This is a genomic window from Paenibacillus sp. FSL H7-0331 (genome assembly GCF_001956045.1).
In genome coordinates, this window is sequence record NZ_MRTH01000049.1 from 1 (window position 1) to 22,453 (window position 22,453).

The 22,453-nt window shown below is 37.1% G+C and carries 22 protein-coding genes and 2 pseudogenes; 2 read left to right on the plus strand and 22 right to left on the minus strand.

Annotated features, from left to right (window positions below):
- The 14 genes and pseudogenes from BK127_RS36910 to BK127_RS36985 all read right to left on the minus strand — a co-directional run.
- Positions 1-276: pseudogene (locus BK127_RS36910) on the minus strand (transposase); the annotation flags it as partial.
- Between the two features lie 227 nt (positions 277-503).
- Complete coding sequence (locus tag BK127_RS36915; RefSeq protein ID WP_076237690.1) at positions 504-971, minus strand: hypothetical protein; 468 nt, start codon at positions 969-971, stop codon at positions 504-506.
- A 224-nt stretch (positions 972-1,195) separates the two neighbouring features.
- Positions 1,196-1,537: a hypothetical protein gene (locus BK127_RS36920; RefSeq protein WP_144026668.1), complete on the minus strand. Its 342-nt coding sequence runs from the start codon at positions 1,535-1,537 to the stop codon at positions 1,196-1,198.
- Between the two features lie 393 nt (positions 1,538-1,930).
- Positions 1,931-2,326 (minus strand): annotated as a pseudogene (locus tag BK127_RS45190) (DUF4259 domain-containing protein).
- A gap of 258 nt (positions 2,327-2,584) precedes the next feature.
- On the minus strand, positions 2,585-3,151 hold the full coding sequence (locus BK127_RS36935; protein WP_076237693.1) for a histidine phosphatase family protein: 567 nt from the start codon (positions 3,149-3,151) through the stop codon (positions 2,585-2,587).
- A gap of 223 nt (positions 3,152-3,374) precedes the next feature.
- Positions 3,375-3,770 carry a hypothetical protein gene (locus BK127_RS36940; protein WP_179097737.1) on the minus strand — a complete coding sequence of 132 codons (396 nt, stop codon included), beginning with the start codon at positions 3,768-3,770 and terminating at the stop codon, positions 3,375-3,377.
- Between the two features lie 533 nt (positions 3,771-4,303).
- Positions 4,304-4,792 carry a GNAT family N-acetyltransferase gene (locus BK127_RS36945; protein WP_076237695.1) on the minus strand — a complete coding sequence of 163 codons (489 nt, stop codon included), beginning with the start codon at positions 4,790-4,792 and terminating at the stop codon, positions 4,304-4,306.
- Positions 4,793-5,554: 762 nt separating this feature from the next.
- A complete protein-coding gene (locus BK127_RS36950) occupies positions 5,555-6,739 on the minus strand; it encodes a hypothetical protein (RefSeq protein ID WP_076237696.1) in 1,185 nt (394 codons plus the stop codon).
- A gap of 48 nt (positions 6,740-6,787) precedes the next feature.
- Positions 6,788-7,594: a class I SAM-dependent methyltransferase gene (locus BK127_RS36955; protein ID WP_076237730.1), complete on the minus strand. Its 807-nt coding sequence runs from the start codon at positions 7,592-7,594 to the stop codon at positions 6,788-6,790.
- A 280-nt stretch (positions 7,595-7,874) separates the two neighbouring features.
- Positions 7,875-8,327, minus strand: a complete 453-nt coding sequence (locus tag BK127_RS36960; RefSeq protein ID WP_076237697.1) for a hypothetical protein — start codon at positions 8,325-8,327, stop codon at positions 7,875-7,877.
- A gap of 937 nt (positions 8,328-9,264) precedes the next feature.
- The gene (locus tag BK127_RS36970) at positions 9,265-9,621 is read right to left on the minus strand and encodes a hypothetical protein (protein ID WP_083689874.1); all 357 of its coding nucleotides are present in this window, start codon (positions 9,619-9,621) and stop codon (positions 9,265-9,267) included.
- A gap of 250 nt (positions 9,622-9,871) precedes the next feature.
- The gene (locus BK127_RS36975; protein ID WP_076237699.1) at positions 9,872-10,285 is read right to left on the minus strand and encodes a hypothetical protein; all 414 of its coding nucleotides are present in this window, start codon (positions 10,283-10,285) and stop codon (positions 9,872-9,874) included.
- 642 nt (positions 10,286-10,927) lie between these two features.
- Positions 10,928-11,707: a DUF5677 domain-containing protein gene (locus BK127_RS36980; protein WP_076237700.1), complete on the minus strand. Its 780-nt coding sequence runs from the start codon at positions 11,705-11,707 to the stop codon at positions 10,928-10,930.
- A gap of 297 nt (positions 11,708-12,004) precedes the next feature.
- Positions 12,005-12,307 (minus strand): helix-turn-helix domain-containing protein, encoded by a 303-nt coding sequence (locus BK127_RS36985; RefSeq protein ID WP_256711605.1) that lies wholly within the window; start codon positions 12,305-12,307, stop codon positions 12,005-12,007.
- A 176-nt stretch (positions 12,308-12,483) separates the two neighbouring features.
- On the opposite strand from BK127_RS36985, the gene BK127_RS36990 reads away from it, so the two are divergent.
- On the plus strand, positions 12,484-12,693 hold the full coding sequence (locus BK127_RS36990) for a hypothetical protein (protein WP_076237702.1): 210 nt from the start codon (positions 12,484-12,486) through the stop codon (positions 12,691-12,693).
- Positions 12,694-12,878: 185 nt separating this feature from the next.
- Here BK127_RS36990 and BK127_RS36995 read toward each other — a convergent pair whose 3' ends face one another.
- The 5 genes from BK127_RS36995 to BK127_RS37015 all read right to left on the minus strand — a co-directional run bounded on the left by BK127_RS36995 (position 12,879) and on the right by BK127_RS37015 (position 17,238).
- A complete protein-coding gene (locus BK127_RS36995) occupies positions 12,879-13,412 on the minus strand; it encodes a hypothetical protein (protein ID WP_076237703.1) in 534 nt (177 codons plus the stop codon).
- Between the two features lie 247 nt (positions 13,413-13,659).
- Complete coding sequence (locus BK127_RS37000) at positions 13,660-14,100, minus strand: hypothetical protein (protein WP_076237704.1); 441 nt, start codon at positions 14,098-14,100, stop codon at positions 13,660-13,662.
- A 283-nt stretch (positions 14,101-14,383) separates the two neighbouring features.
- The gene (locus BK127_RS37005) at positions 14,384-14,707 is read right to left on the minus strand and encodes a hypothetical protein (RefSeq protein ID WP_076237705.1); all 324 of its coding nucleotides are present in this window, start codon (positions 14,705-14,707) and stop codon (positions 14,384-14,386) included.
- A 257-nt stretch (positions 14,708-14,964) separates the two neighbouring features.
- Positions 14,965-16,149 carry a hypothetical protein gene (locus BK127_RS37010; protein WP_076237706.1) on the minus strand — a complete coding sequence of 395 codons (1,185 nt, stop codon included), beginning with the start codon at positions 16,147-16,149 and terminating at the stop codon, positions 14,965-14,967.
- A gap of 219 nt (positions 16,150-16,368) precedes the next feature.
- On the minus strand, positions 16,369-17,238 hold the full coding sequence (locus tag BK127_RS37015) for a hypothetical protein (protein WP_076237707.1): 870 nt from the start codon (positions 17,236-17,238) through the stop codon (positions 16,369-16,371).
- A 79-nt stretch (positions 17,239-17,317) separates the two neighbouring features.
- On the opposite strand from BK127_RS37015, the gene BK127_RS37025 reads away from it, so the two are divergent.
- A protein-coding gene (locus BK127_RS37025) for an IS3 family transposase (protein WP_372237405.1) occupies positions 17,318-18,459 on the plus strand; the annotation gives its coding sequence in 2 pieces (ribosomal slippage) (positions 17,318-17,594 and positions 17,594-18,459; 1,143 coding nt in all).
- A 527-nt stretch (positions 18,460-18,986) separates the two neighbouring features.
- On the opposite strand, the gene BK127_RS37030 is transcribed toward BK127_RS37025, so the two are convergent.
- The 3 genes from BK127_RS37030 to BK127_RS37040 all read right to left on the minus strand — a co-directional run bounded on the left by BK127_RS37030 (position 18,987) and on the right by BK127_RS37040 (position 22,166).
- Positions 18,987-19,547 (minus strand): DEAD/DEAH box helicase family protein, encoded by a 561-nt coding sequence (locus tag BK127_RS37030; RefSeq protein ID WP_076237710.1) that lies wholly within the window; start codon positions 19,545-19,547, stop codon positions 18,987-18,989.
- A gap of 237 nt (positions 19,548-19,784) precedes the next feature.
- Complete coding sequence (locus tag BK127_RS37035; RefSeq protein ID WP_076237711.1) at positions 19,785-20,906, minus strand: toll/interleukin-1 receptor domain-containing protein; 1,122 nt, start codon at positions 20,904-20,906, stop codon at positions 19,785-19,787.
- Between the two features lie 144 nt (positions 20,907-21,050).
- Positions 21,051-22,166: a tyrosine-type recombinase/integrase gene (locus BK127_RS37040; protein WP_076237712.1), complete on the minus strand. Its 1,116-nt coding sequence runs from the start codon at positions 22,164-22,166 to the stop codon at positions 21,051-21,053.
- Positions 22,167-22,453 lie beyond the last annotated feature (287 nt).

The following is a 22,453-nucleotide window of genomic DNA, read 5'->3' on the forward strand; positions in this document are numbered from 1 at the left end:
TCGTCCCATGATCAGCGCGGCTTGCTTTAAAATGTCGTTCTCCATCTTAAGCCGCTGATTTTCTTTACGTAAAGCAAGGAGCTCGTTTTCCTCAGGGGTACGGTTTGCTTTCTCTGAGAAGGAACCGGAAGTTTGACTTTGTTTGATCCATCGATCTAATGCTGTTGCACTCAGATCGTATTCACGAGCAATGTTGGCTCGAGTCTTTCCGCTTTTATATAACTGAACCATCTGGCTTTTAAATTCGTTTGTAAATGTACGTCGTTCTTTGGGCATCGTAGATTCGCTCCTGTCTGATATCTTTATTCTACTAGCCCTCAATTTATCTGTCCAACTTACTGTAGCCGATCCAGGCCGATAGGCCGGGCGCGATGCGCTTAGTCGGTGCAGGGTTGTCTTCGTGATTCCACTTCATCGAAAAGCTTCGGGCAGACCAAGGAGCGTATGCGACTCAGCAGGAACACGGTGTTATACGCTGCCCCGGCTTCTTTGAATAACCTATATCATTGTTTTATATGTTCTTCCGGCATTATCCATAATTGGTTTGTTTCTTTATTAATTCTTAAATCGATTGTTTTTTGTTCACCAATCCCCAACCTCTTATAGCTTGTTCCCATGCTATAGATGCTTCTTCCTGGAATGAATTGTAATCCACTCACTTGTCTATTCTTATGTACTACAAAATATTCGTTAGCTTCAATTTCGCTTCCCTCAACAAGATTATGAGAAGTCTTATTCCATTGGATCTTTATTATCTTTAATTTAGTTGAGACCGTTTCCCCCATTATGTTCTGTCTACCTGTCCCTTCAACTAATAATTCTACATCAGCCGATGATTTAACGAAGTCATATATACCTAATTCTTGATTTGTTCGATCAAGCACTATTAAATTGTTTAATATAAAGTATGTTCCTATGATTCCACATAAAATTAAAGTTATTATTTTTAAGTTTTTGTTCTTGAACGTCACCGAATATACCTCTCTTCTCTTTATCCGGTTTTCCGGGGTTGCGTATAACGTTTGTGTATTCACGAACCCGAGAGGCTTAAGGCGCTTCAGCGCCGAGTCGAAGACTTAGCCTCATAGGGTTGTCTGACTGATTCCGCTTCCTCGAAATGCCTCGGGCAGACCAAGGATCCGTCAGGAACCGCAGCGTGAATACGATGTTAGCTGATGTTGCTGGCTTCTGTGCGCTACTTACAACTTCTCATCATTCTTTGTTTAAAAATAAATTTCCATCCTGTTAATTGGAAACCTATCCACATAAGTAATGAAGGGATAAAGGGTAAATATACAACACTCCATTTATTATTCTCCTCATAAGCAGCTATAAATGGGAAGTTATATAATTCATAAAATATCTCGTTACTAACTCTTCCTTTGTTTATGTCGTATTCTTCATATGGGAAAAAAATAAATACATACAACCAAATAACTATTCCGAAAATAGCAATTCCAGAAAATAAAAAAGCATTTCTCAAACGATTATTATTGATAGAATCATCTTTATATAAAGAAAATCCATAGCCTAACAAAAAATAAAATAGGCTCGAGACTATAAAACAAATTATTTCTGAATGAATTAAGGAATTGTCTATTGTACTTAAAAAAATCATAAAAAATCCCGAAGCTACACAAGTAAACAAATGAATAATTATTGATATTACATTATAAATGACATTCCTCTTAATAATCGTCCCGCTTCCTTTCTATATTTATTTAATATTGATCTTTAGAAATTTCAGCTAACGTTCTTGTGTTCCCGACGCCTTACCGACTTAAGCCCGGAAGGCGGCCGCGATGCGGTTAGTCAGTGCAGGTGTGTCTGCTGAAAATGCTTCCCCGAAATTCCTCTTGCAGACCAAGGGGCGTAAGCCCCGCAGTGAGAACACGGTGTTATGTGAAGTTCCTGGCTTCTTGAAACTGCCTTACGAAAATAATCTTTCTTCCAATTCCTTAATTGTCTTTACCCAATCCTCAAAACTATCACTTTCCTCCCACAATTCCTTAAGTTCGGATTCGTCTAGTATCTTTCGCAACGCTTTTTGACCCGTTACTAATAGATTAGTACCTTGTCCTTTATGTTTGTTTATCCATTCTACAAGTTATTCATCATATTCTTCTTTTCCCTGTCTGCTTTGTAGCGCTGCCAATATTTCTAATGCTCCAACAGCGATAGATGCTGTATCTGCATCCAAATAACTATCCTCAAACACTGTTTCAATAGATTCAGATATTAAGCTCAAATCCTCCGATTCTAAAAGTTCTTCTACCCAATCTAATACAGTATCATTTTCAAGATTTCCGTATCCCCAAGCTCCCATGTATTAACACCCATTCTTTCTCAGATTTTTTAGTTTTTATTTCATTTCAGGAATTTCACATAACGTTCTTGTATTCACGAACCCGAAAGGCTTAAAGGAGCGCATGCGACTGGGTGGCTTCGCCACTTAGCCTTGCAGGGTTGTCTGCCTGCTCATACTTCTCCGAATTGCTTCGGGCAGGCCAAGGGGGCTTGTCCCCCGCAGCATGAATACTCTGTTATGTGATGTCACAGTCCTCTTCGATAAACCTTATAAAATCTAATCATTCCACAATCTTGTTACTTCTTTTAATTCCAAGTCCTCTAATAGCATTTTATAGATATCCGGTTTCTTTAATTGATTCAAAAATTCAAAGCCATAAGCTGGATCAAAATGATTCATCATCAAAGTCATTACAAGACCATGAGTCCCGATTGCTATTTTCTTCCCTTTATGCTCTTTTAATATGGGTTTTAGAACTGCGATTGCTCTTTTCTGACAATCAGCATTAGACTCTCCACCCGGCAAGGTATAATCAGGGTCATTAAAACTCTCTCTGATACTAGACATTAACTCTGCATTTTCAATAATTTCTGCTGCAAAATGACGTTCCCTAAGATCTTCAAATACTTTAATATCTAAGTTTAAGTGCTCGGCCAATCCCTCAACACTAAGAATTGCCCGAGTATATGGACTTGATATAATCATATCTATTCCTTCACCTACAAGTAACTTCGTTACTTTTTCAATATCGATCTTTCCTTTTGGGGTAAGCCCTCTTGTTCTTTCATTCCCTTCATTGTATGGTGATTCTCCATGCCTAACCATATAGATAATTGTCTTCATACAGGCCTCCTTGAGATGCTTTCATTAAATATATTACTGTGATTTCACATAACGTTCTTGTATTCACGAACCCTCACTGGCTTAAGGCAGCTTACTGCCGGCCGCGACGGGGTTAGCCAGTGCAGGGTTATCTGCTGAATCCACTACCCCGAAATCCCTCTGCAGACCAAGGGAGCTTTAGCTCCCGCAGCGTGAATACGGTGTTAGACGAAGGATTATGACTTCATTGAGCTACGAATAAATTCTTTATAGACCCGTCTTCATTCTTCAAATATGTTATTTTGTGATTTTTATCTTTATAGATGTCTTCAAAACTTAGCCCCCAAGGTTTCCAATTATATTCAAGTAATCTACAAAACGTTTCATTATCCCATTCCTCGAAATCACTATTAAAATCATGAGATACAATTTGCATCTTTCCATTTTGCTCATTTGGCAAGGTAATTGTATAAAATGGGGATCTTTTAAGTAAATAGCTTTTGTATTGAAATTCAGTACAAAGTTCTCTGAACTGAATGGGATGCAATATCGTATTTACAAACTCACTTCTATATTCTAAGAAAAATTCTTTCATTAGCCCATTATCTTGCAAATGAGATATTATTCCAATGTCATTCATCTGTAAGAAATAATTACTTGTCATTATTAGATCTTGCCCATTATATAATCTTTCTTTATCAGGATTATTGATTTTGAAGATCAAGATACTCCAAGGGAATTTATTTGGCCTTTAGAAACAAGAGTACTAGAAATTCCATTCGTTAATAGTAATACCGAGAATCCTATGACTAATCTTGATTCTAAGAAATCTCCATTAGAGCCAAATATATAATGAAAATAAAATATAGTTAATATTAGATGTAATGCTGATGGTATGGATCTCAATATAATATTCACCAATTATCCTCCATCTTAGTGTAATTAAAAAAGTATTTAACGATTTTAATAATCATTCAGAACTTTCACCTAACGTTTGGGTATCTACGAACCCTCACTGCCTTAAAGAAGCGTAGCGACTGGCCGCGACGCGGTTAGGCAGTAAGGGTTGTCTGCTGAAACCACTTCCCCGAAATGCCTCTTGCAGACCAAGGGGGTTTGCCCCTCGCAGCGTAGATACGGTGTTATCAGATGTCGTTGCCTTCAATGATTAACTCACAAAATCTCCCGATTTGTAAATTCTTGTGCAGGCCCTTTATCGTCTTTTCTTCTTGTCTCGACGTAATTGTCGCTTGTATAGTGCCTTACGATCTTTCTCCAGAATATCTGAGCTGGAGTATTCCAATCAAATTGACTTACTCGCCAATTACCTGCATACAGTTCGAATGCCATTCTTGCTGCTTGCTTACCAATATTTTGCTTTCTAAATTTCCTCAGTATAAAAAAATGATTCAAATAATAGACATCTTCTTCAATTATGTGTTTAACAATTACAAATCCCGCTAATAATCCCTCAACACGTATAAAGAATAGGTCATAACTCGGATCCTCATACCAATTCTTATAGTTATTGTTCTTTAGATATATTCCATTTTCATTAACATTGGTCCCATTTAATTCAGATAGATCATACGCTCCAAGTTCACATAAATTCTTTAGAGCAATCAGTCCATCTTCTGTAACTTTCTCTAATAATACAGCCACTGAATCACTTCCAGACTTAGTGTTTTATTATAGTCTTGCAACGATTTCCGATAACGTTCTTGTATCTGCGAACCCGAGAGCCTTAAAGGAGCGTAGCGACTGGCCGCGATGCGGTTAGGCAGTGCAGGGTTGTCTGCTGATTACGCTTCCTCGAAATTCCTCTTGCAGACCCAGGCCGTCAGGCCGCAGCGTAGATACGGTGTTATCGGATGGATACGCCTTCTTTGAGTTACCCGAAAATCTCTTAACTATATTTCAGCCCTTAACTGTTTCTTAAGTTCTTATATGTCTCTTGACTTTAACTGTCTCTTACGATCTTTCATGTCTCTTAATCTTAACTGTCTCTTACGATCTTTATGTCCCTTGATCTTAACTGTCTCTTACGATCTTTTATGTCCTTTGACCTTAACTAGTTCTTCCGATCTTCAGTATCATTCTCTTGTTATTTACTTCCTTTAATCGAATTCCAATAATTAACATAACATTAGCATGGATATGAAAAAATGGAAATACGATTTCTATGTATCTCCATTCATGTCTCTACATATTGCGTATCTTTCCGATAACGTTTGGGTATCTACGAACCCTCACTGCCTTAAGGGACGTAGTCCCGGCCGTGGCGCGGTTAGGCAGTGCAGGGTTGTCTGCTGATTCTGCTTCTTCGAAAATCCTCTTGCAGACCAGGGCCGTCAGGCTGCAGCGTAGATACGGTGTTATCGGATGTTGAGGCCTACTATGAGTTACTTTCAAAATCATTGTGAATTAAAGGTTTTCTAACTTATCAAATAACTCATCAATATTAGACATAGAATAAACATAAGTATCGTACTTCTTATCTATATTTTGACGTTTAATTCTGTTCATTTGGTCTTTATCTGTTAAGACATAATTACAAAATGGCAGCAATGTTGAAATATTTGATATATCAGTTGGATCCCCACTATCAATCAATTTCCTTTTTGAAGTAAATAAATCCGCGGTCATCCTTGCATTAATATCTACATAGGGAAGATTCTTATATTCAACTGATTTAAGAAACTCAATATATCCATTTAACCCATTCGATTTATACCTCTTCCAATATGTTAGTGGTATTGCGAGCATGTTATTGATTTGATTAAATTCCCTTTCTGTAAATGGCAACTTATTTCTAGATTTGTGCATTAGCGTCTCATACACATATCTAGTTGCGCTATAGTGGCCCATCAACTCATCCTCTAACTGCTCGTAAAAATCTTTATCCATATAATAATTTTCTTTAGTTCTTTGTAATTCTTCCAAATTTAGTTTTTTGGTGTATTTTCTTCTACCAATCTCTTCTGAGGTTGAATTAATAACAACAGATATGATAAATGGACTGGTTCTTTTAATCTCTTCTAACGGGTCTTTATAAAAAGCATCTTTATATGTGAGCATAGGTAACTTATTCGTTTCGTATAGTTTTATTGCTTTAATGACTTGAGTCTGTTGTATATCTTCGTTAGCTTTAAATCTGATACCAAGTGTCAAACCCAATATAGTGTTAGTTACCTCCCTTAGATCTTCCTCTATTTCTTCTTCATGATCACCTAGTGGACAAATTAGCTTTCCAGCCGCGACCTTCAATTTAATTAAATCGTATAATTTTTGAGCTCTGTTATCGAATGATTTTCCTGTTTTTGTCTTATATATCTCAATAATTGCAAGAGTGTCTAACCAGATAATAGGTATCGGTGATTTTTCTATTTTTATCTTCTTCATTGAATCGCATCCTGTAATATTAATATTTGCCTCAATTTCCGATAACGTTCTTGTATTCACGAATCCGAGAAGCTTAAAGGAGCGCAGCGACTGGGTGGCTTCGCAGGGTTGTCTGCTGACTCCGCTTCCTTGAAATCCCTCTGGCAGACCAAGGGGGCTCGCCCCCCGCAGCTTGAATACGGTGTTATCGGATGTCAATGCCTTCATTGATTCATCCTACAATCTTAATATTTGTTTCGCTGTTTCAATCAGATATTATAATTTTCTTGCCTTAATCACAAAAGTTAAAGGAAGCATTTTAGCTCTCTTTATCTTATCACTGTTATTATCGCTCGAATGCATGATATCGTCATCCGGTTGTTCAATCATTTGCTCAACAACAAATCCCGCTTTTGCCAAAGCGTTCACATAACATGACAGTTTACGGTCCGCTAATAATAGCTCCCCTTCAACTGCTACTGGATACCATGTTTCATCAAAGTAACTTTTCTGAAAAAAGAACCTACCGTTATCATCAGTAACACATCTGTGTATGGGATGAGACCAACTGAAAATAAATACACCGTCTTTTTTAAGGTAAGAAGCAATTCGACAAAAGGTACCTTCAAGATCGATTGTCCAACCGATGGCATATATTGAATAAACATAGTCAAAATAATCCTCAGGTATACCGCATTCTTCTTCCATAGGAGAACAGATCAATTTTGCCGATACACCAATTGAAACCAAATGCCGTGCTGCCTTCTCTATCTGTCTTTCCGATATATCCAGAGCCCATAGTTCAGATGCATTACGTTCTGCATGATATTGCATAGATTGACCGTTGCCACAGCCGATCTCCAATAGTTTTTTTTCTGAAATATCGCCAAAAAGTTGGTAGTTTTCCTCTGAAATAAACGCACCATAGTAAGGAAGCACGATTGCTTTTAAGAACTCATTACCTTTTGTATCCCAATAGTAACTGTTTTTCTGTTGAATAACGTTACTATCGCTTCCTTCTGGAGTTTTCTCATTCTCATCATTGCCAATTAAGCTTAATTCATTTTCATACTTTCCCTTCATAGATACACCTTCCATTTGTAATTTTTCTTCTTCCTATATCTACTACACTACAGTTTTAAACTCAGATTTGCATTGATTTCCGATAACGTTTGGGTGTCTACGAACCCTCACTGCCTTAAAGGAGCGGAGCGACTGGCCGCGATGCGGTTAGGCAGTGCAGGGTTGTCTGCTGAATTAACTTCATCGAAATCCCTCTTGCAGACCAAGGCCGCCAGGCCGCAGCGTAGATACAGTGTTATATGAAGGAGTCTCTTCTGTGATTTGGCTGGCAAATGTTTTATTAGTTAATGTTATTCCAATTTACAAACCAAGCGTCTGAGATAAACTCATTCCATGAAAATCTATATTCGTCTGCTTCAATGAGAATCTCACAAAAATAGTTATTATATTGAGTACTTGCCTCACCAAATATCTTTACTTTATTGTTTAATAACATTTCAAATTTCAGTATTTCCATTTCAGTAAGTATTGTTAAATCTGCTTTCATAGGCTCTGTATCATACTTGTAGAGAGTAGACTCCACTAAATTAATATTAATAAATTCTAACTTACTTTCATCAACTCGTTTAGCAACTGAATGTGGGTTTAAGGGATGTTCTGCTAAAATATTTACTGCTTCTATATATAAATTAAGAATATTCTCAGTGTTCTCAAATGAAAGTACTACAGAATCATGAAAATCAATGTAATTAAAATCATTTGAACTGCTTGTATTCTTCCATGGTCGATTCATTTAAATCAGTCCTTAAATAATATTCTTTAGACTCTTTCATATAACGTTTGTGTATCTACGAACCCTCACTGCCTTAAAGGAGCGTAGCGACTGGCCGCGACCGCGGTTAGGCTGTGCAGGGTTGTCTGCTGATTACGCTTCCTCGATATCCCTCTCGCAGACCCAGGCCGTAGGCCGCAGCGTAGATACGGTGTTAGGTGATGCTCTCGACATCCTGAAAAACATACACGAGCTAAAGTTTATTGTTTTAGATCATATATCAACAAGTATATTTCTATAATAAAAAGAACTATTGCGATACCAAAGCCTAGCTGTAACATTACTGTGTTCAATGAAGTAATTAAAAAGAAAAATCCTGATATCAAAAAAAGACAACCAATTGGAAAATATCTAAGTATCCTTGTAGACAAACCGTTATTACCTCGGGTAATGAACATATTAATTATTAATGAGCCTAATAATGGTATTGGAATTGTTAAAATAAGATGTAAATATTTTAGGGCTTCGTCTCTTGTCGCCCAAGGAAAAACTTCGTAATCATCCGAATACAAAAATATAGCGAACCCGATCGAGACTAACAATAATAAATGGCTTATAAGTTTTAATATTATATTGGTCCATCTCATATTATCCCTCTTCTAGACTTTAATGTTATTGTTAGTAAAATATAAATCCAGCAGTCTTAACTGAAGAGATTGTTAAAATATCTTGTTACCTAATTTCTATTTATTATATGTTTCGAGAGTTTCACCTAACGTTCTTGTATTCACGACGCCCCACCATCCTAAAGGAGCGAAAGCGACTGGCCGCGACGCGGTTGGATGGTGCGGGTGTGTCCGGCTGAATCCACTTCCCTGCTACTGCCAATTGCCTCATCGAATCCTCTTCTAACTTCTGCCGGACCGAGGGCCGAATGGCCCGAAGCGTGAATATGGTGTTAGGTGATGTCATTGCCTCCATGAATATGCTTCAAACTATCGTTTGTTCTTGTGATTTCAACCGCTTCTTCAATAAATTCATCTAGTAATCTATAAAATGCATTAAATGCTTCCTCATCACTGCTTGAGTAAAAAGAAATTATCTGTGCCCAGCTATGCGTACTCTCTATCTTGAATCGTTTTTGAATGTACTCCTGAAATTGAGGAAGAAAAAAATAATTCTGCTCTTCATTCACTTCATTATAGTAATCCACATAACCATTCATATAAGCCTGAAGTAAGAATACAGATGGTCTTCCCAGATACATTCCTGGCCTTTGTTTAAATTGTTGAATTTTGTTGTAAAGTAAGTCCAACTTTAATCTTCCTTCCCTTTACTTACAAAAATGAATTTGCAATGATTTCACATAACGTTGTTGTATTCACGAACCCGAAAGGCTTAAAGGAGCATAGCGACTGGGTGGCTCCGCCACTTAGCCTTGTAGGGTTGGCTGCCTGATCCCACTTCCTTGAATTATCTTCGGGCAGACCAAGATCGGCTTGCCGATCGCAGCGTGAATACCGTGTTAGACGAAGGACCTGTCCTCTGTGAAATGCATTCAAAAATTATAAATTTTTAAGTTCTTTATATTGTTTGAAATAATTCCCTCTATGGTAGTAAGCATTACTATTTATTATTATTTCAACAAGCTTTATATATTTGGGTATTAGTTTCTCCAGTACAAAGCCTTGATTTAATTTATCGTTTTCATAATTATAGATTTCATCACTACTACACAAAGCAATTCCAAAGTTACAGCCTTCTGGTACTGTGCTATCCCATTCTTGTAATGTACCTTCTTCAAATGGTTTAGATATGTTAATTTCTATATGGTCCTCATCAAATGCCCGACTCCAATTATTTTCATTCTCATAATCATATTGGAATTTTTGTGTAAGAAAAACTTGTTCACTCAGCCTTTCAGTAAACTCTTCTAGTGATAAATTAGATTTAAAGGTTATATGTTCAAATATTTCCATATTTTCATGTCTATCCTTTCGGTTTTACTAAAATATCTTTACAGGTCTTTCGTCTAACGTTTGTGTATTCACGAACCCGAGAAACTTAAGGACAGCTTGTCTGGCCGGGTCCGCTTGCGGACTTAGTTTCGCAGGGTTGTCTGCCAGAATCCACTTCCCCGAATCTCATAGGGCAGACCGAGGGGCTTGCCCCCGAAGTGTGAATACGGTGTTAGACGATGCCAACGGCCCTCTTCGATTTAGCCACAAAACATCCCTCTTCAATCTTTAAAATAAGTCTTAATTTACTTCTCTTTAAAGTCATTGAAAACGTCTTGAAAACGATCTTGAAAGACATTCTTTATTAAGGGTCGTTTCTGATTCATTCCTTGTCAAACTAAAAACCTGATCATAGATTATATAATAAGTAACCAATTATTACTTTCCAGTATGAGGGAGCATGGATAGAAAAATTTCTTCAATAGCCTTGCGTTGGTTTCGTCTAACGTTGTTGTATCTACGAACCCTCACTGCCTTAAGGGACGTAGTCCCGGCCGCGACGCGGTTAGGCAGTGCAGGGTTGTCTGCTGAATCTGCTTCTTTGAAATCCCTCTTGCAGACCCAGGCCGTAAGGCCGCAGCGTAGATACGGTGTTAGGCGAAGTTATTCTTCTTCTTCGAGATGCGTTCTAAATTCTTCTTGTAACAACTTCTGAGCATTATCCCATGTTTCTATTGTCTCGTCGGTATCAAACCCCATATTCTGCAATGCTACAAATAAAATCACTCTTGAAAGTTCACATGATTTAGAAAGGATATCTGTAGCTTTAAAAACTTGTGGACCAACCGCTAACTGTAACCCCTCTATTCCTTCAAGCATAAATCCTCTACTGGCACTAATATTGGAATGTACATAACTAGAATCAATTTTATAAACCATCTCATACCAAAACAACATTCCTACTTCAACTGCCATATCATAAACTGTCTTATCAGACCATTGATCTTTCCTATTATAATTATGCTTGTATGTTCGATAATCATCTTCAATTTGATTCCTTCGTTCATTACTAATGACTGTATTTGGATAATGTTTATCTACGATTTGTAATAATTTATACTGAGCTATAAAGTCAAATTCTATAAATCGATCGACTCGCTCCTCTGGTTTCTTTGAAATATAAGCCAATATTATTACTAGCTCAACTAAAGTTCGTAAAACAACACTTGCATCTTCGTCGAAACCTGAAACAACTAGCATTCGAAATGCAAGCACTGACTTGTGGAATTTAGTAATAAAATATAAGGATAGGTGGGAGAGTAGATTATCAGGAATTTCACCACCTAGTAAATATTTGTCGAATAATCTAACCATAATTTTATTTGCTTCTAATGATTTAGCATGATTTATTTCCATTTCTTCCATTACTTCTTTAATATACATATCCTCTACAACATCCTTTTAAGAATAATTTCGCCTAACGTTTGTACATTCACGAACCCTCACCGACTTAAAGCCCGAAGGGCTAGCCGCGGCTGCGGTTAGTCGGTGCAGGGTTGTCTGCCTGACTTCGCTTCCCTGAATTACCTCGGGCAGACCAAGGAGCCGTAAGGCTCCGCCGCGTGAATGTGTTGTTAGGCGATGGTGCTGACTTCTTTGAGTTTACTTTCAAAAACTCTTACTCTAATAAATAAAAAAATGACACCCTTTAATACTTAGCGGTGTCTGTCTTTCTAGTCGTTATTTATTTCTGATTCTTTGTATAAATCCTAATACGTATTCTTTATCTTCCTTGCTTAAGCTTCGAATTGCTTGAAATAACTCCCGATCCAACTCATCTAATTGTGGGAATTGTATAATATCGGAAGCTCCCGTCAAATAATCTGTTGTTACTTCAAATATCTGCGCTAATTTCACCAATGTTTCAGTATCCGGATCACGTATCCCATACTCCCAATTGGCATATGTACTACTTCGCTTTATTCCTAACCGCTCTGATACATATGTCTGAGACCAGCCCTTGTCCTCTCTTAACTGTTTCAACCGATCAGAAAGTACGGACACATGTCTTCACCTCACATTCAATGATATTGTAACAACAAATTTTGTTATTATTGATGATTTACACAAAAAGTGTTGATTACACATCATTAATGTGATATATTCAAATAAATTTACACAATATGTGTAATTAATTCCGCAGTAAAGAGGGTGCTATCATGAATGTTCTTTGGTTATTACCTGATGATACTACTTTAGAATCCAGTGTTCCCAACATAGATCAACTTCTGTTTATATTAGAACTTGTGAACCTTATATCTATAAAAGGCATTTCCTATAAATCTTTTCAATCTGAATTAATTGTAGAAAACGGTCAATTAAAACTCGCAATTTCCTTAAATAAACGCCCTTCCAGCACTTTCGCCTAACGTTTGTGTATCTGCGAACCCGAGAGCCTTAAAGGAGCGTAGCGACTGGGTCCGTCAGGACTTAGGCTCGCAGGGTTGTCTGCTTGACTCCACTTCCTTGAATTATCTTCGGGCAGACCAAGGGGCGGAAGCCCCGCAGCGTAGATACGGTGTTAGGCGATGTATTGCGACTTCTTCGAATCCCCTCAAAAGTTATTATTAGTTTTTCTTACTTTAATTTCATTAATTATTCCGCTATATCTTTCAACATCAAAATGAAAATCTAAGTCACTAATATTCATTAAGCTTTTGAGGTTCTCAAATTTTTGTACTAACTCTTCTGAAAAACTAATAATTTGGTCCCATGAAAAAATAAACTTATTTAAACTTTTGACAGCGCGATCCTCAAAAGGGGATTGCTCTGTTAACCAAATCACTCTTTCGCCCTCATGGATAACTTCAACATAATAACCTCCACAACCAAATATTCCACAAGTGCATGTGAACATAGGGTACTTCCCTGGATTAAGTAAGGACTTGAAAAACTCGTCTTCTACAAACACTTCGTCTTCATCCAACTTACTCCCGTTTATATATAGGGAAATCCTCCAATCAATAACAGGAACCATTCGCCCTTTCTGTCTTGTTATATTTTTGTATTCTTTTCTAGTCTCTATTTCCATATCAATGCATAATATATCTTGTTTAATTACATTATCTTTCTTTGAAAATATCTTCATGGTTCACCCCGACTTATTACGATGTTTATAGATTATTGCAATATTTCGCCTAACGTTTGTGTATCTACGAACCCTCACTGCCTTAAAGGAGCGTAGCGACTGGCCGCGACGCGGTTAGGCTGTGCAGGGTTGTCTGCTGATTATGCTTCCTCGAAATCCCTCTTTCAGACCCAGGCCGTCAGGCCGCAGCGTAGATACGGTGTTATGTGACGTACCGTGCTTCTTCGAGCTGCCATCCAAAAATTGTTTACTTTAAGTTAATTCTCTTCTTCTTTCCATAAATTACTTTTGATATTTCATTTCCAATCCTTATCAAGCTATCATGAACCCATAGCTTCTCTGTTGCTAGTCCTCCACCCATCCCACCAGAAACGATATCACCTTGATTAAATCTTTCAAAGTACATACCAGTCGAATCGGATTCGTCCCATTCCACCTTATCGATATCTTTAAGTAATCTAATTAGTGTATCTTTATCTGCTCTAATAATATGAACTGGACAAACAATATAAATTTGTCCGCCGTGATCTCCTTCCATAACGAGATATGAGTTTTGTACTTCTTTGGCTTCCTCTAATGTTTTAATAAACTTGTGTTCAAGTTCATATGCTTCATTCATTAAATGCCGGAGTGGGCTATGATATTGCGGGATTTGTATAATATCTTTTTCATCTTTATTTTCTGTCATAACTCAGAGGCCACCTTCTAATTTGAGTTTTCATCAAAGAATGATCTGAATATGTCCTTATAATAGGGTTTCACGGTATGTCACATAACGTTTGGGTATCTACGAACCCTCACTGCCTTAAAGGAGCAGAGCGACTGGCCGCGACGCGGTTAGGTTGTGCAGGGTTGTCTGCTGAATATACTTCCTCGAAATTCCTCTTTCAGACCCAGGCCGTCAGGCCGCAGCGTAGATACGGTGTTATGTGATGTGGGAGCCTTCTTCGAATTATCCACAAAAATTATTATTAAAAATATAAAGTTAGTTGTTTATCATTAATCAATTTTGAGGCAATGAAAATCCAGACTTCTATTAATATAAAATAAATCCCTACTGTCAAAAAAGACGCTTTCTTACTCAACTTAGATGCAACGTTATAAAAAATAAAAACGAAAAAGAAGAAAATAATTGGAGTAATTCCTAAGTGATAAATCAATAAATCTTTAAAAGAAATCATTTCCGGAGGCCGATCCCCCTCACCGTAAACAATCAAATCAAGTATTCCTAATTCAATTATTCCATAAAATAGGGTAATGAAAAATACTGGAATCGATTTATAAATATACTTCATGATTGTCACCCACATACAATATTTAATTATGCTTTATAAATCTTTAAATATGATCTTGCTCCAATTTCACATAACGTTCTTGTATTCACGAGCCCGAGAGGCTTAAGGGAGCGAATGCGACCGGGTGGCTTCGCCACTTAGCCTCGCAGGGTTGTCTGCTGAATCTGCTTCCTCGAAATACATCTGCAGACAAGGGCCGTATGGCCCGCAGCGTGAATACGGTGTTAGCTGATGTTGCTGACATCCATGAAAAACCTTCAAGCATCATTCTCTAAAAGCTCTAAGTTAATAAACTCAGCAAGATAAGTGAAAGGCTTCTCTCTACTTCCTATCTTTTCACATATTTCATTTGTTGTAGATGCTCTTAAGTATGGAACGTTTTCAAAATCCCTATATTCAACTTCCAATTTAACCGAGGATGTATAGTACCATAAATTGTATGTAAATTGTGAAGAATGTATTGCTCTAGTTCTTTTATCAGAATCAATAATAGTTTCTCTAACTATCAATTTTGTAAATTCTTTGCTTGTCTCAAATGAAATAATGTCAAATCCTTGAGCTACTAGCGCAGATGCGAATGTTAAAAACCAAATTTCCGTTCTTGCTTCTCCGCTTATAGAGTCAGAATCAAACCCCTGGAGTATTTCTGTGTCATTATCATAAAAATAGAATTTATGGGTAAGGTTAAGCAAATCAAGTATTCGTGATATTTCAAGCAAAACAGCCCATAATTCATCTTTATCTAGTAATATAGTGTTTCGATTATCCTTTGGACCATAAGTACATTTAATTTTTTCACTTTCAATTGAGTAATTATGGTGATAAGCAATGTTTCTCCAATCAGATAGCTTTAACGATCTAATTGAGAATAAATCGAGAAAAATAGAGGTTTGAATGAGTTCATTATTTATTATTCCAAGATCCAACTTTTTGATATCACTTACAACAACCTTCTTACCTTTTGATAATCTGTACATAGAGATATATTCTAATAACAATGTTTTAAACAATCCTTCAACGATTCTACCGATATCATTCATTGTCATTTGAGTAAATTCATATATTTCTAAATCTTTTTTATTTGTTTCTGTAAAAACGAAACTCCAAAATCGGTTCCCTGTCTCAATTTGGTCATCGATTAATTGCTTAAAAATATCATGACATGCTAGTACATCACGTTTAGAAGCATCTCTATACATATTTAATGACTCTGATAATTTTTGTTTGAACCAACTATTATCACGATATTTATTATAAAGAATCCAATCTGAAACTAAATAAGTCATAGAATATTTGAAAAGGTTATCTTTATTCCTAAAATACGGATCGAAATCACTAATAATTTGTTCTTTTATTTCTTCCGGTTTTATTCCTGCTCTAAAAAATTCCAAAAGTGGACTCTCTGATCGAACTGCTTCTATTATCTTATTAATTCCTTTCATTTGTTACCTTCTCTCTTTTTGATAATTTCAGCAATTTCAGCTAACGTTTGTGTGTTCCCGAACCCTCACTGCCTTAAGGGACGAAGTCCCGGCCGCTGCGCGGTTAGGCATTGCAGGGTTGTCTGCTGAATATGCTTCTTTGCAATCCCTCGTGCAGACCAAGGGGCAATAGCCCCGCAGCGGGAAAACGGTGTTAGCTGAAGTTCCTACCATCTTGAATTAGCTACAATAGTGCTTTAAGAACTTGTCCATCTCGATATTTAAGTTCAGTTTCTCTGTTGTTCTTTCACTTAATACTCTTTCGATTAATCGAAAACATTCATCTATATTAGACAGTTGCTCGTCTGTAAATGTGATTGTTGTTATCCCAAATGAAGAGAAATATTCATTTCTCTTTATCATTTCTTTGTTCCATTTCAAAGACAATTCCTTATTTAATATTGTTTGCGTCTTTTGGGTTATTCCGGAAATCGCCATATGGGTGGAATGGGGGCTAATTTCATATCCCACGTATTTCGTCGAATGAGGGTTAAGAATTATAAAATCCAATCTATATTGATGTTTATTTTCCAAACCAGCGTATCTTAATTCTGGAATTAATAAGGGTTCTTCATAAACATTTTGGGATCTTTGTAGATAATCTAAATATCTGTCAAATATGTCTTGCTCATATTGAGAATTAGAAACACGCTTTAGAATACTCCGGTAAAAACCCATTAAGCTCTCAATATCAGAAAATTTATGGGGATGTGGAGATGTAGGGTCGATGAAACCTGTGTTAAGTATGTGACCAATTGTCCAATATGAATAATTTGCTCTTCGTATTTCACTCACATCATTCGTCCATGCTCCTTGTCTATATACAGGTGCAATAAGTAGGCCCCAAACGAACTTCCCCCCTCCAAACCAAATCTTCCACAAACTATCTTGAGGTTTTGAACGGGTTCGGGCAATTAAGTTGCGGTAAAAATTTCGCTCTAAAAATAAAAGTGTATATTCCCTGACCTCCGGATCTTGAAACAATACAAGATCATTAGATGGAGTGTAATTCTTCAATTCTGAACTTCGCTTCTCTTCATAAGTCATCATTCCATTTAGCCATCTAGCTATAAAATCATTGGGTGGATCGGCTACAGTAAATTGGACAGAAAAAATAGGGGCTAGTAGAATGAAAACATCAGACAGGAGCGAATCTACGATGCCGAAGCAAAGACGTACATTTACAGATGAATTTAAAAGCCAAATGGTTCAGTTATATGAAAGCGGAAAAACTCGAGCAAATATAGCTCGTGAGTATGATCTGAGTGCAACAGCATTAGACCGATGGATCAAACAAAGTCAAACCTCGGGTTCCTTCTCAGAGAAAGCCAACCGTACCCCAGAGGAAAATGAACTTCTTGCCTTACGAAAAGAAATCCAGCAGCTCAAAATGGAGAATGACATTTTAAAGCAAGCCGCGCTGATCATGGGACGAAAGTAAATGTGATTCGGAACAACGCTCACAGGTACTCGGTATCAGCAATGTGTAAAGTCCTACAAATCCCGCGAAGTTCCTATTATTACACGCCACTACCTGCTGAGAATAAAGAGGAGCAACAGCTTGAGGATGCGGTTCTAGACATCTTTGCAGCCAGCCGCAACAACTATGGCACCCGTAAAATCAAGGTGGAATTGAAGAAGAAATCGTTCCATATCTCACGCCGTAAGATCGGTCGGATCATGAGTAAGCATGGTTTGGTATCCAATTATACCGTTGCCCAGTTCAGGCCGTTCAAATCCGATGCCAACGAGGCTAAGATCAGTAATCAACTACAACGTCAGTTCAAGCAAGAGGAGCCCTATGCGGTTGTGGTAAGCGATTTAACGTATGTACGAGTAGCAGGAAAATGGCATTATGTCTGCTTGTTTGTGGATTTATTTAACCGCGAAATCATTGGGTTTAGCAGCGGTCCGAGGAAGACAGCAACGCTGGTTTACAAGGCGATTGCGAGCATCTCCGTCCGATTAGATCGTATCCAAATGTTTCACACCGATCGGGGTAAAGAATTCGATAATACACTGATTTCCCAGGCGTTACAAACCTTTGGAATTGAACGTTCACTAAGCAAAAAAGGATGCCCTTATGACAATGCGGTTGCCGAAGCCACATTTAAGATTTTCAAGACGGAATTTGCTAACCACGCTCATTTCCTGAACTCCGATCAACTTGCTCTGGAGCTTAGCGACTATGTCCACTGGTTTAACCACCACCGAATTCACGGGACTTTGGGGTATCTCACTCCCATTGAAGCTAGAAAAATCCCCTCATAAATATTGTCCAGTTTTATGTTGACAATCCAGGGATCTATAAACTGTGTTCTAATACTGTCAACAAAAGTGTTATTCTTACTTCCTATAATGCCATGCAAGGATTGTACCGTAGTCTCAAATTCATATTTATACTCGTACTTTTCAAGCAATATCTTATTAGACCTTCTTAAAACGTTGGGTAATAATTCTTTAAGTTTATTCGATAAACTTGCTTCCTTTTCTTGAAGCATTCTAATCTCTTTGTAGTTTATTTTCATACGCTTTTTACCTTTCAAGATGTTTTTCTATATAATAACATTACTCCCATCTTTTTTTGCAGGAATTTCAGCTAACGTTTGTGTATCTACGAACCCTCACTGCCTTAAAGGAGCGTAGCGTCTGGCCGCGATGCGGTTAGGCAGTGCAGGGTTGTCTGCTGAATCCACTTCTCGATCCCCTTCTGCAGACCAAGGAGCCGTAGACTCCGCAGCGTAGATACGGTGTTATGCGAAGGATCTGCCCTCTTTGAATTCCCCCTCAAATTCTCCTTATATCTCAAATCTTTCTATTATCATTTGTGCCACTGTTTCTGGAGTTAAATTTGTGTTATTAATTTTCATATAATTCTTTTCTTCAAATTCCCCTGGAAGTGAATTTAATCTATGATTTTCCATTGTTTTTAATAGATCTCTTTCGGATTGTTCAAGATTTTTCTTAGTCGGTTTATGTAATAATCGATTTTCTGTTTTATTACGTTCTAACCGCACTTCAACATCCGCTTCCAGTTCAACTAAGTAAACAGACCCGCCTGTTTCTTCAAATATAGTGGTGACTTTTTTGATGTAATCCCACTTTGCTGGGATATCCAAGCCCCAAACATATGTAAATATTAGTCCATCTAAATCACTGGCGGCTACTTCTTTAAATATTTCTTCACGAAATAGCCCAACTAATCGTTTGCCCGACTTGCTTTCATAACTAAAAAAATTAGAAACAAGTTCTATTGTCATATGATTATGAAATAATTTCAGTTTCGTTTTTCTTTCTAATTCTTGTCCTACCGTCATCTTTCCGACAGCTTGAGGCCCGAATATGATTACCAGTTTCATAAGAATCCCTTCTGATGATGAATTTGTTTTTAATTGGCTTTCAGATCTTTCGCATAACGTTGTTGTGTTCCCGACGCCTCACCGACTTAAGCCCGAAGGGCGGCCGCGATGCGGTTAGTCGGTGCAGGTGCGTCTGCTGAATAGCCTCCTCGAAATTCCTCTTGCAGACCAAGGGGCGTTAGTCCCGCAGCGGGAAAACGGTGTTATGGGATGTAACATGCCATCTTAGCAATACATTCATTCTTTTTCTAATTCATGTATTGCTTCATAAATATTAATAAATCCTGTCTTACTTATATGATGATTTTCCATCAATCCATACTTAATAAAGAAGTTATGGATTAATTCTGGATCTACATCTTTCAATGATGAATTTAGAAAACTATATAATTCCGTTCCAGTTAGTTCTACTAATTTATCCATATCATAAATGCTACCGAGCATATCTTTAAGAAAATTATGATAAGTTCTAACTGGTCTAAATCTTCTAGCTGAATTTATTGAACTTCCTTCATACAGTAGATCTTTAATAACTGGATATAGTAATTCATCATTTTTATTAATACTTTCAATTAACTCAGTTCTAACCTTTGAAGGGATGCTTAAGTAATTTATAGTTTCAATAAGTTTTACCTTATTACTTCTGTCTGTTAATAGATTTTCAATACGATTCTTAGATAGCTCACTTGAGAATTTTTGTATCATAGAAATTCCACTTTCTGTTAAATATCCGCCTTGATCAAGGAGTCCAAATGCTTTGAGCTCATTAATAACCTCTACAGAAATTCTATCTTTCTTCGCTAGGAACTTTCTATCAATTTCTCTATCAGTAAATACTTCCAGTTCAAGCATACTACAAATAGCATTAATATCCTCGATTAAATCATTAGGTAGGGCAATGTTAGGGATGATCGGTAGCACTGATAAAGAAGGATGGACCTTAAATGTTTTATATCCTAACTTTGTAATAATCATTTCTGCTACCTTTTTTACTCCAATTATCCTTAAATCAATATATCCTATTGTGGAATGAATTCCCGGTACTTGAGTATCGTCTAATTTAAGAGGGAGTATATATTCTGAATTCTGCTCAAAAGCCCTCGCTTGTGCTGAACGTAATTCATGGTTAGTCCATAGTTTTCTTGAGTAATGTTCTGAAATAAATACTACACAATACCTTGCATTTGAATAATATACTTCTGAAAGATATTGATACAAATCTTTGCCCCAAAGATTTGCCTGCTCAAATTCATCATAAAATACCTTGATACCCTGACTTAATAATTCAAGTGCAAGTTGCTCTACTTGCTTCCTATCTTCCCCTGCAAAGGATAATGCAACATCATAATCAGTGTTCATGAATTTATGTCCTTTCAATATTTGATTGCATGTTATTTCCCATAACGTCTTATTTGCGAACTTCGTAAAATAATCTTGTTTTATAGTATTTGCGAACTTCGGGAATATCACAATTTGTGACGGTTTTGTGTAAGACAGACTAAATCAGTCATCAATTTGATCAAGAGGACTTTTGATACGTCTGACATCTTTTATACTTACATGTGTGTACCGTTCGGTGGTCCGAGTACTTCGATGACCCAGCAGTTCTTGGATGTAGCGAATATCGATACCTCCTTCTAGTAGATGAGTGGCAAATGAATGTCGCAACGAGTGTACACTAACTTTTTTTGTTACTCCTGACGAAACTAAAGCTTGTTCAAAGATTTTTTGCACCGAGCGTTCCGTCAGATGCTTCTCCTTGTTTTGTCCTGGAAACATCCATATTTCGGGTTTTTCTTGCTGATAGTAGCGGAGAAACACTTCTAAAGCTGTATCGGATAGAAGGGTAAGCCGGTCTTTTCGTCCTTTACCTTGACGAATATGTAGGGTTTTACGTTCTTGATCAAAATCCTGCAATCGTAAACGCACGACCTCACTCACTCGTAATCCTGAAGAATAAGTTAAATATAAGATGGCTTTATGTTTCAAATTATGGATGGCTTTTAAAATGAGCATAACTTCATTGAGGGATAAAACATTTGGAAGTTTATGTTCCTTTTTGGGTCTAATATATGGTGTAGATTCATTTTGTTTAAGAACCTTCTGAAAATAAAATTTAATCGCACTGATTGCTTGATTTACATAGGAATGAGAGCAATTTTTTTGTAACAAATATAATGAGTAGTTATGAATTGTTTGATGATTCCAGAACATATCCTGCTCTTTAAAGTAATTGAAAAAACGTTCGACTTGGCCCAAATAGGCCTTGACGGTTTTTGAACTATAACCCCTGAGAAGTAATTCATCTTTCAAGCTTTGCCTCAGGACAGAATCCCACTGAGATACATTAGATAATGAATCAGAAATATTTACCTGTTCATAGGATTGAAGCAAGTAGCACTCCTCTAACAATTGTGGTTCTACATAAAATTTGCAGTCCTTAAAGGTCATCAATAGCTGATTAATCACTTCCAATGTATAAGGCAGTGACCAGATAGATTCTTCGGGAATCCATCTTCTACCAGGTACATTCTTAATCTTAGCAATGCCATCTTTATAAAAGATGATAAATTTTACCGCCAAAGTCGTTTCATTGCGTTTTGATAAGGATATCTCCATCATGACCCGCCTTTCCATTATATCAATCATTGTAAAATATGGAAATGAAAAAGGAGGCTCACAAAGTCTCTGATAGACTTTGCAACCCCCCGATGCTTTCGGTTCGATTTAAGTTGTAAAAGATAATTTAATAATATCATTGCGGATACTTGTCGTAAAGAGATGTTCATTCTAACCAATTGTTGGATGACAAATAAGTTTAGATTATGGCTTTCTTCGCAACAACGTGAGAGGCGTAAGCTCGACGACCTGTTAAGCGATTTGATGCAACGCTAGTGTCTTTCTGT

Coding starts and splice junctions, on each gene's coding strand:
- BK127_RS36935 (WP_076237693.1), bottom strand. CDS start 3,151: ATGAAGACAATTATCTATATGGTTAGGCATGGAGAATCACCATACAAT.
- BK127_RS36940 (WP_179097737.1), bottom strand. CDS start 3,770: ATGAATGACATTGGAATAATATCTCATTTGCAAGATAATGGGCTAATG.
- BK127_RS36950 (WP_076237696.1), bottom strand. CDS start 6,739: ATGAAGGCATTGACATCCGATAACACCGTATTCAAGCTGCGGGGGGCG.
- BK127_RS36955 (WP_076237730.1), bottom strand. CDS start 7,594: ATGAAGGGAAAGTATGAAAATGAATTAAGCTTAATTGGCAATGATGAG.
- BK127_RS36960 (WP_076237697.1), bottom strand. CDS start 8,327: ATGAATCGACCATGGAAGAATACAAGCAGTTCAAATGATTTTAATTAC.
- BK127_RS36975 (WP_076237699.1), bottom strand. CDS start 10,285: ATGGAAATATTTGAACATATAACCTTTAAATCTAATTTATCACTAGAA.
- BK127_RS36980 (WP_076237700.1), bottom strand. CDS start 11,707: ATGTATATTAAAGAAGTAATGGAAGAAATGGAAATAAATCATGCTAAA.
- BK127_RS36990 (WP_076237702.1), top strand. CDS start 12,484: ATGAATGTTCTTTGGTTATTACCTGATGATACTACTTTAGAATCCAGT.
- BK127_RS36995 (WP_076237703.1), bottom strand. CDS start 13,412: ATGAAGATATTTTCAAAGAAAGATAATGTAATTAAACAAGATATATTA.
- BK127_RS37000 (WP_076237704.1), bottom strand. CDS start 14,100: ATGACAGAAAATAAAGATGAAAAAGATATTATACAAATCCCGCAATAT.
- BK127_RS37005 (WP_076237705.1), bottom strand. CDS start 14,707: ATGAAGTATATTTATAAATCGATTCCAGTATTTTTCATTACCCTATTT.
- BK127_RS37010 (WP_076237706.1), bottom strand. CDS start 16,149: ATGAAAGGAATTAATAAGATAATAGAAGCAGTTCGATCAGAGAGTCCA.
- BK127_RS37015 (WP_076237707.1), bottom strand. CDS start 17,238: ATGATGACTTATGAAGAGAAGCGAAGTTCAGAATTGAAGAATTACACT.
- BK127_RS37030 (WP_076237710.1), bottom strand. CDS start 19,547: ATGAAACTGGTAATCATATTCGGGCCTCAAGCTGTCGGAAAGATGACG.
- BK127_RS37035 (WP_076237711.1), bottom strand. CDS start 20,906: ATGAACACTGATTATGATGTTGCATTATCCTTTGCAGGGGAAGATAGG.
- BK127_RS37040 (WP_076237712.1), bottom strand. CDS start 22,166: ATGGAGATATCCTTATCAAAACGCAATGAAACGACTTTGGCGGTAAAA.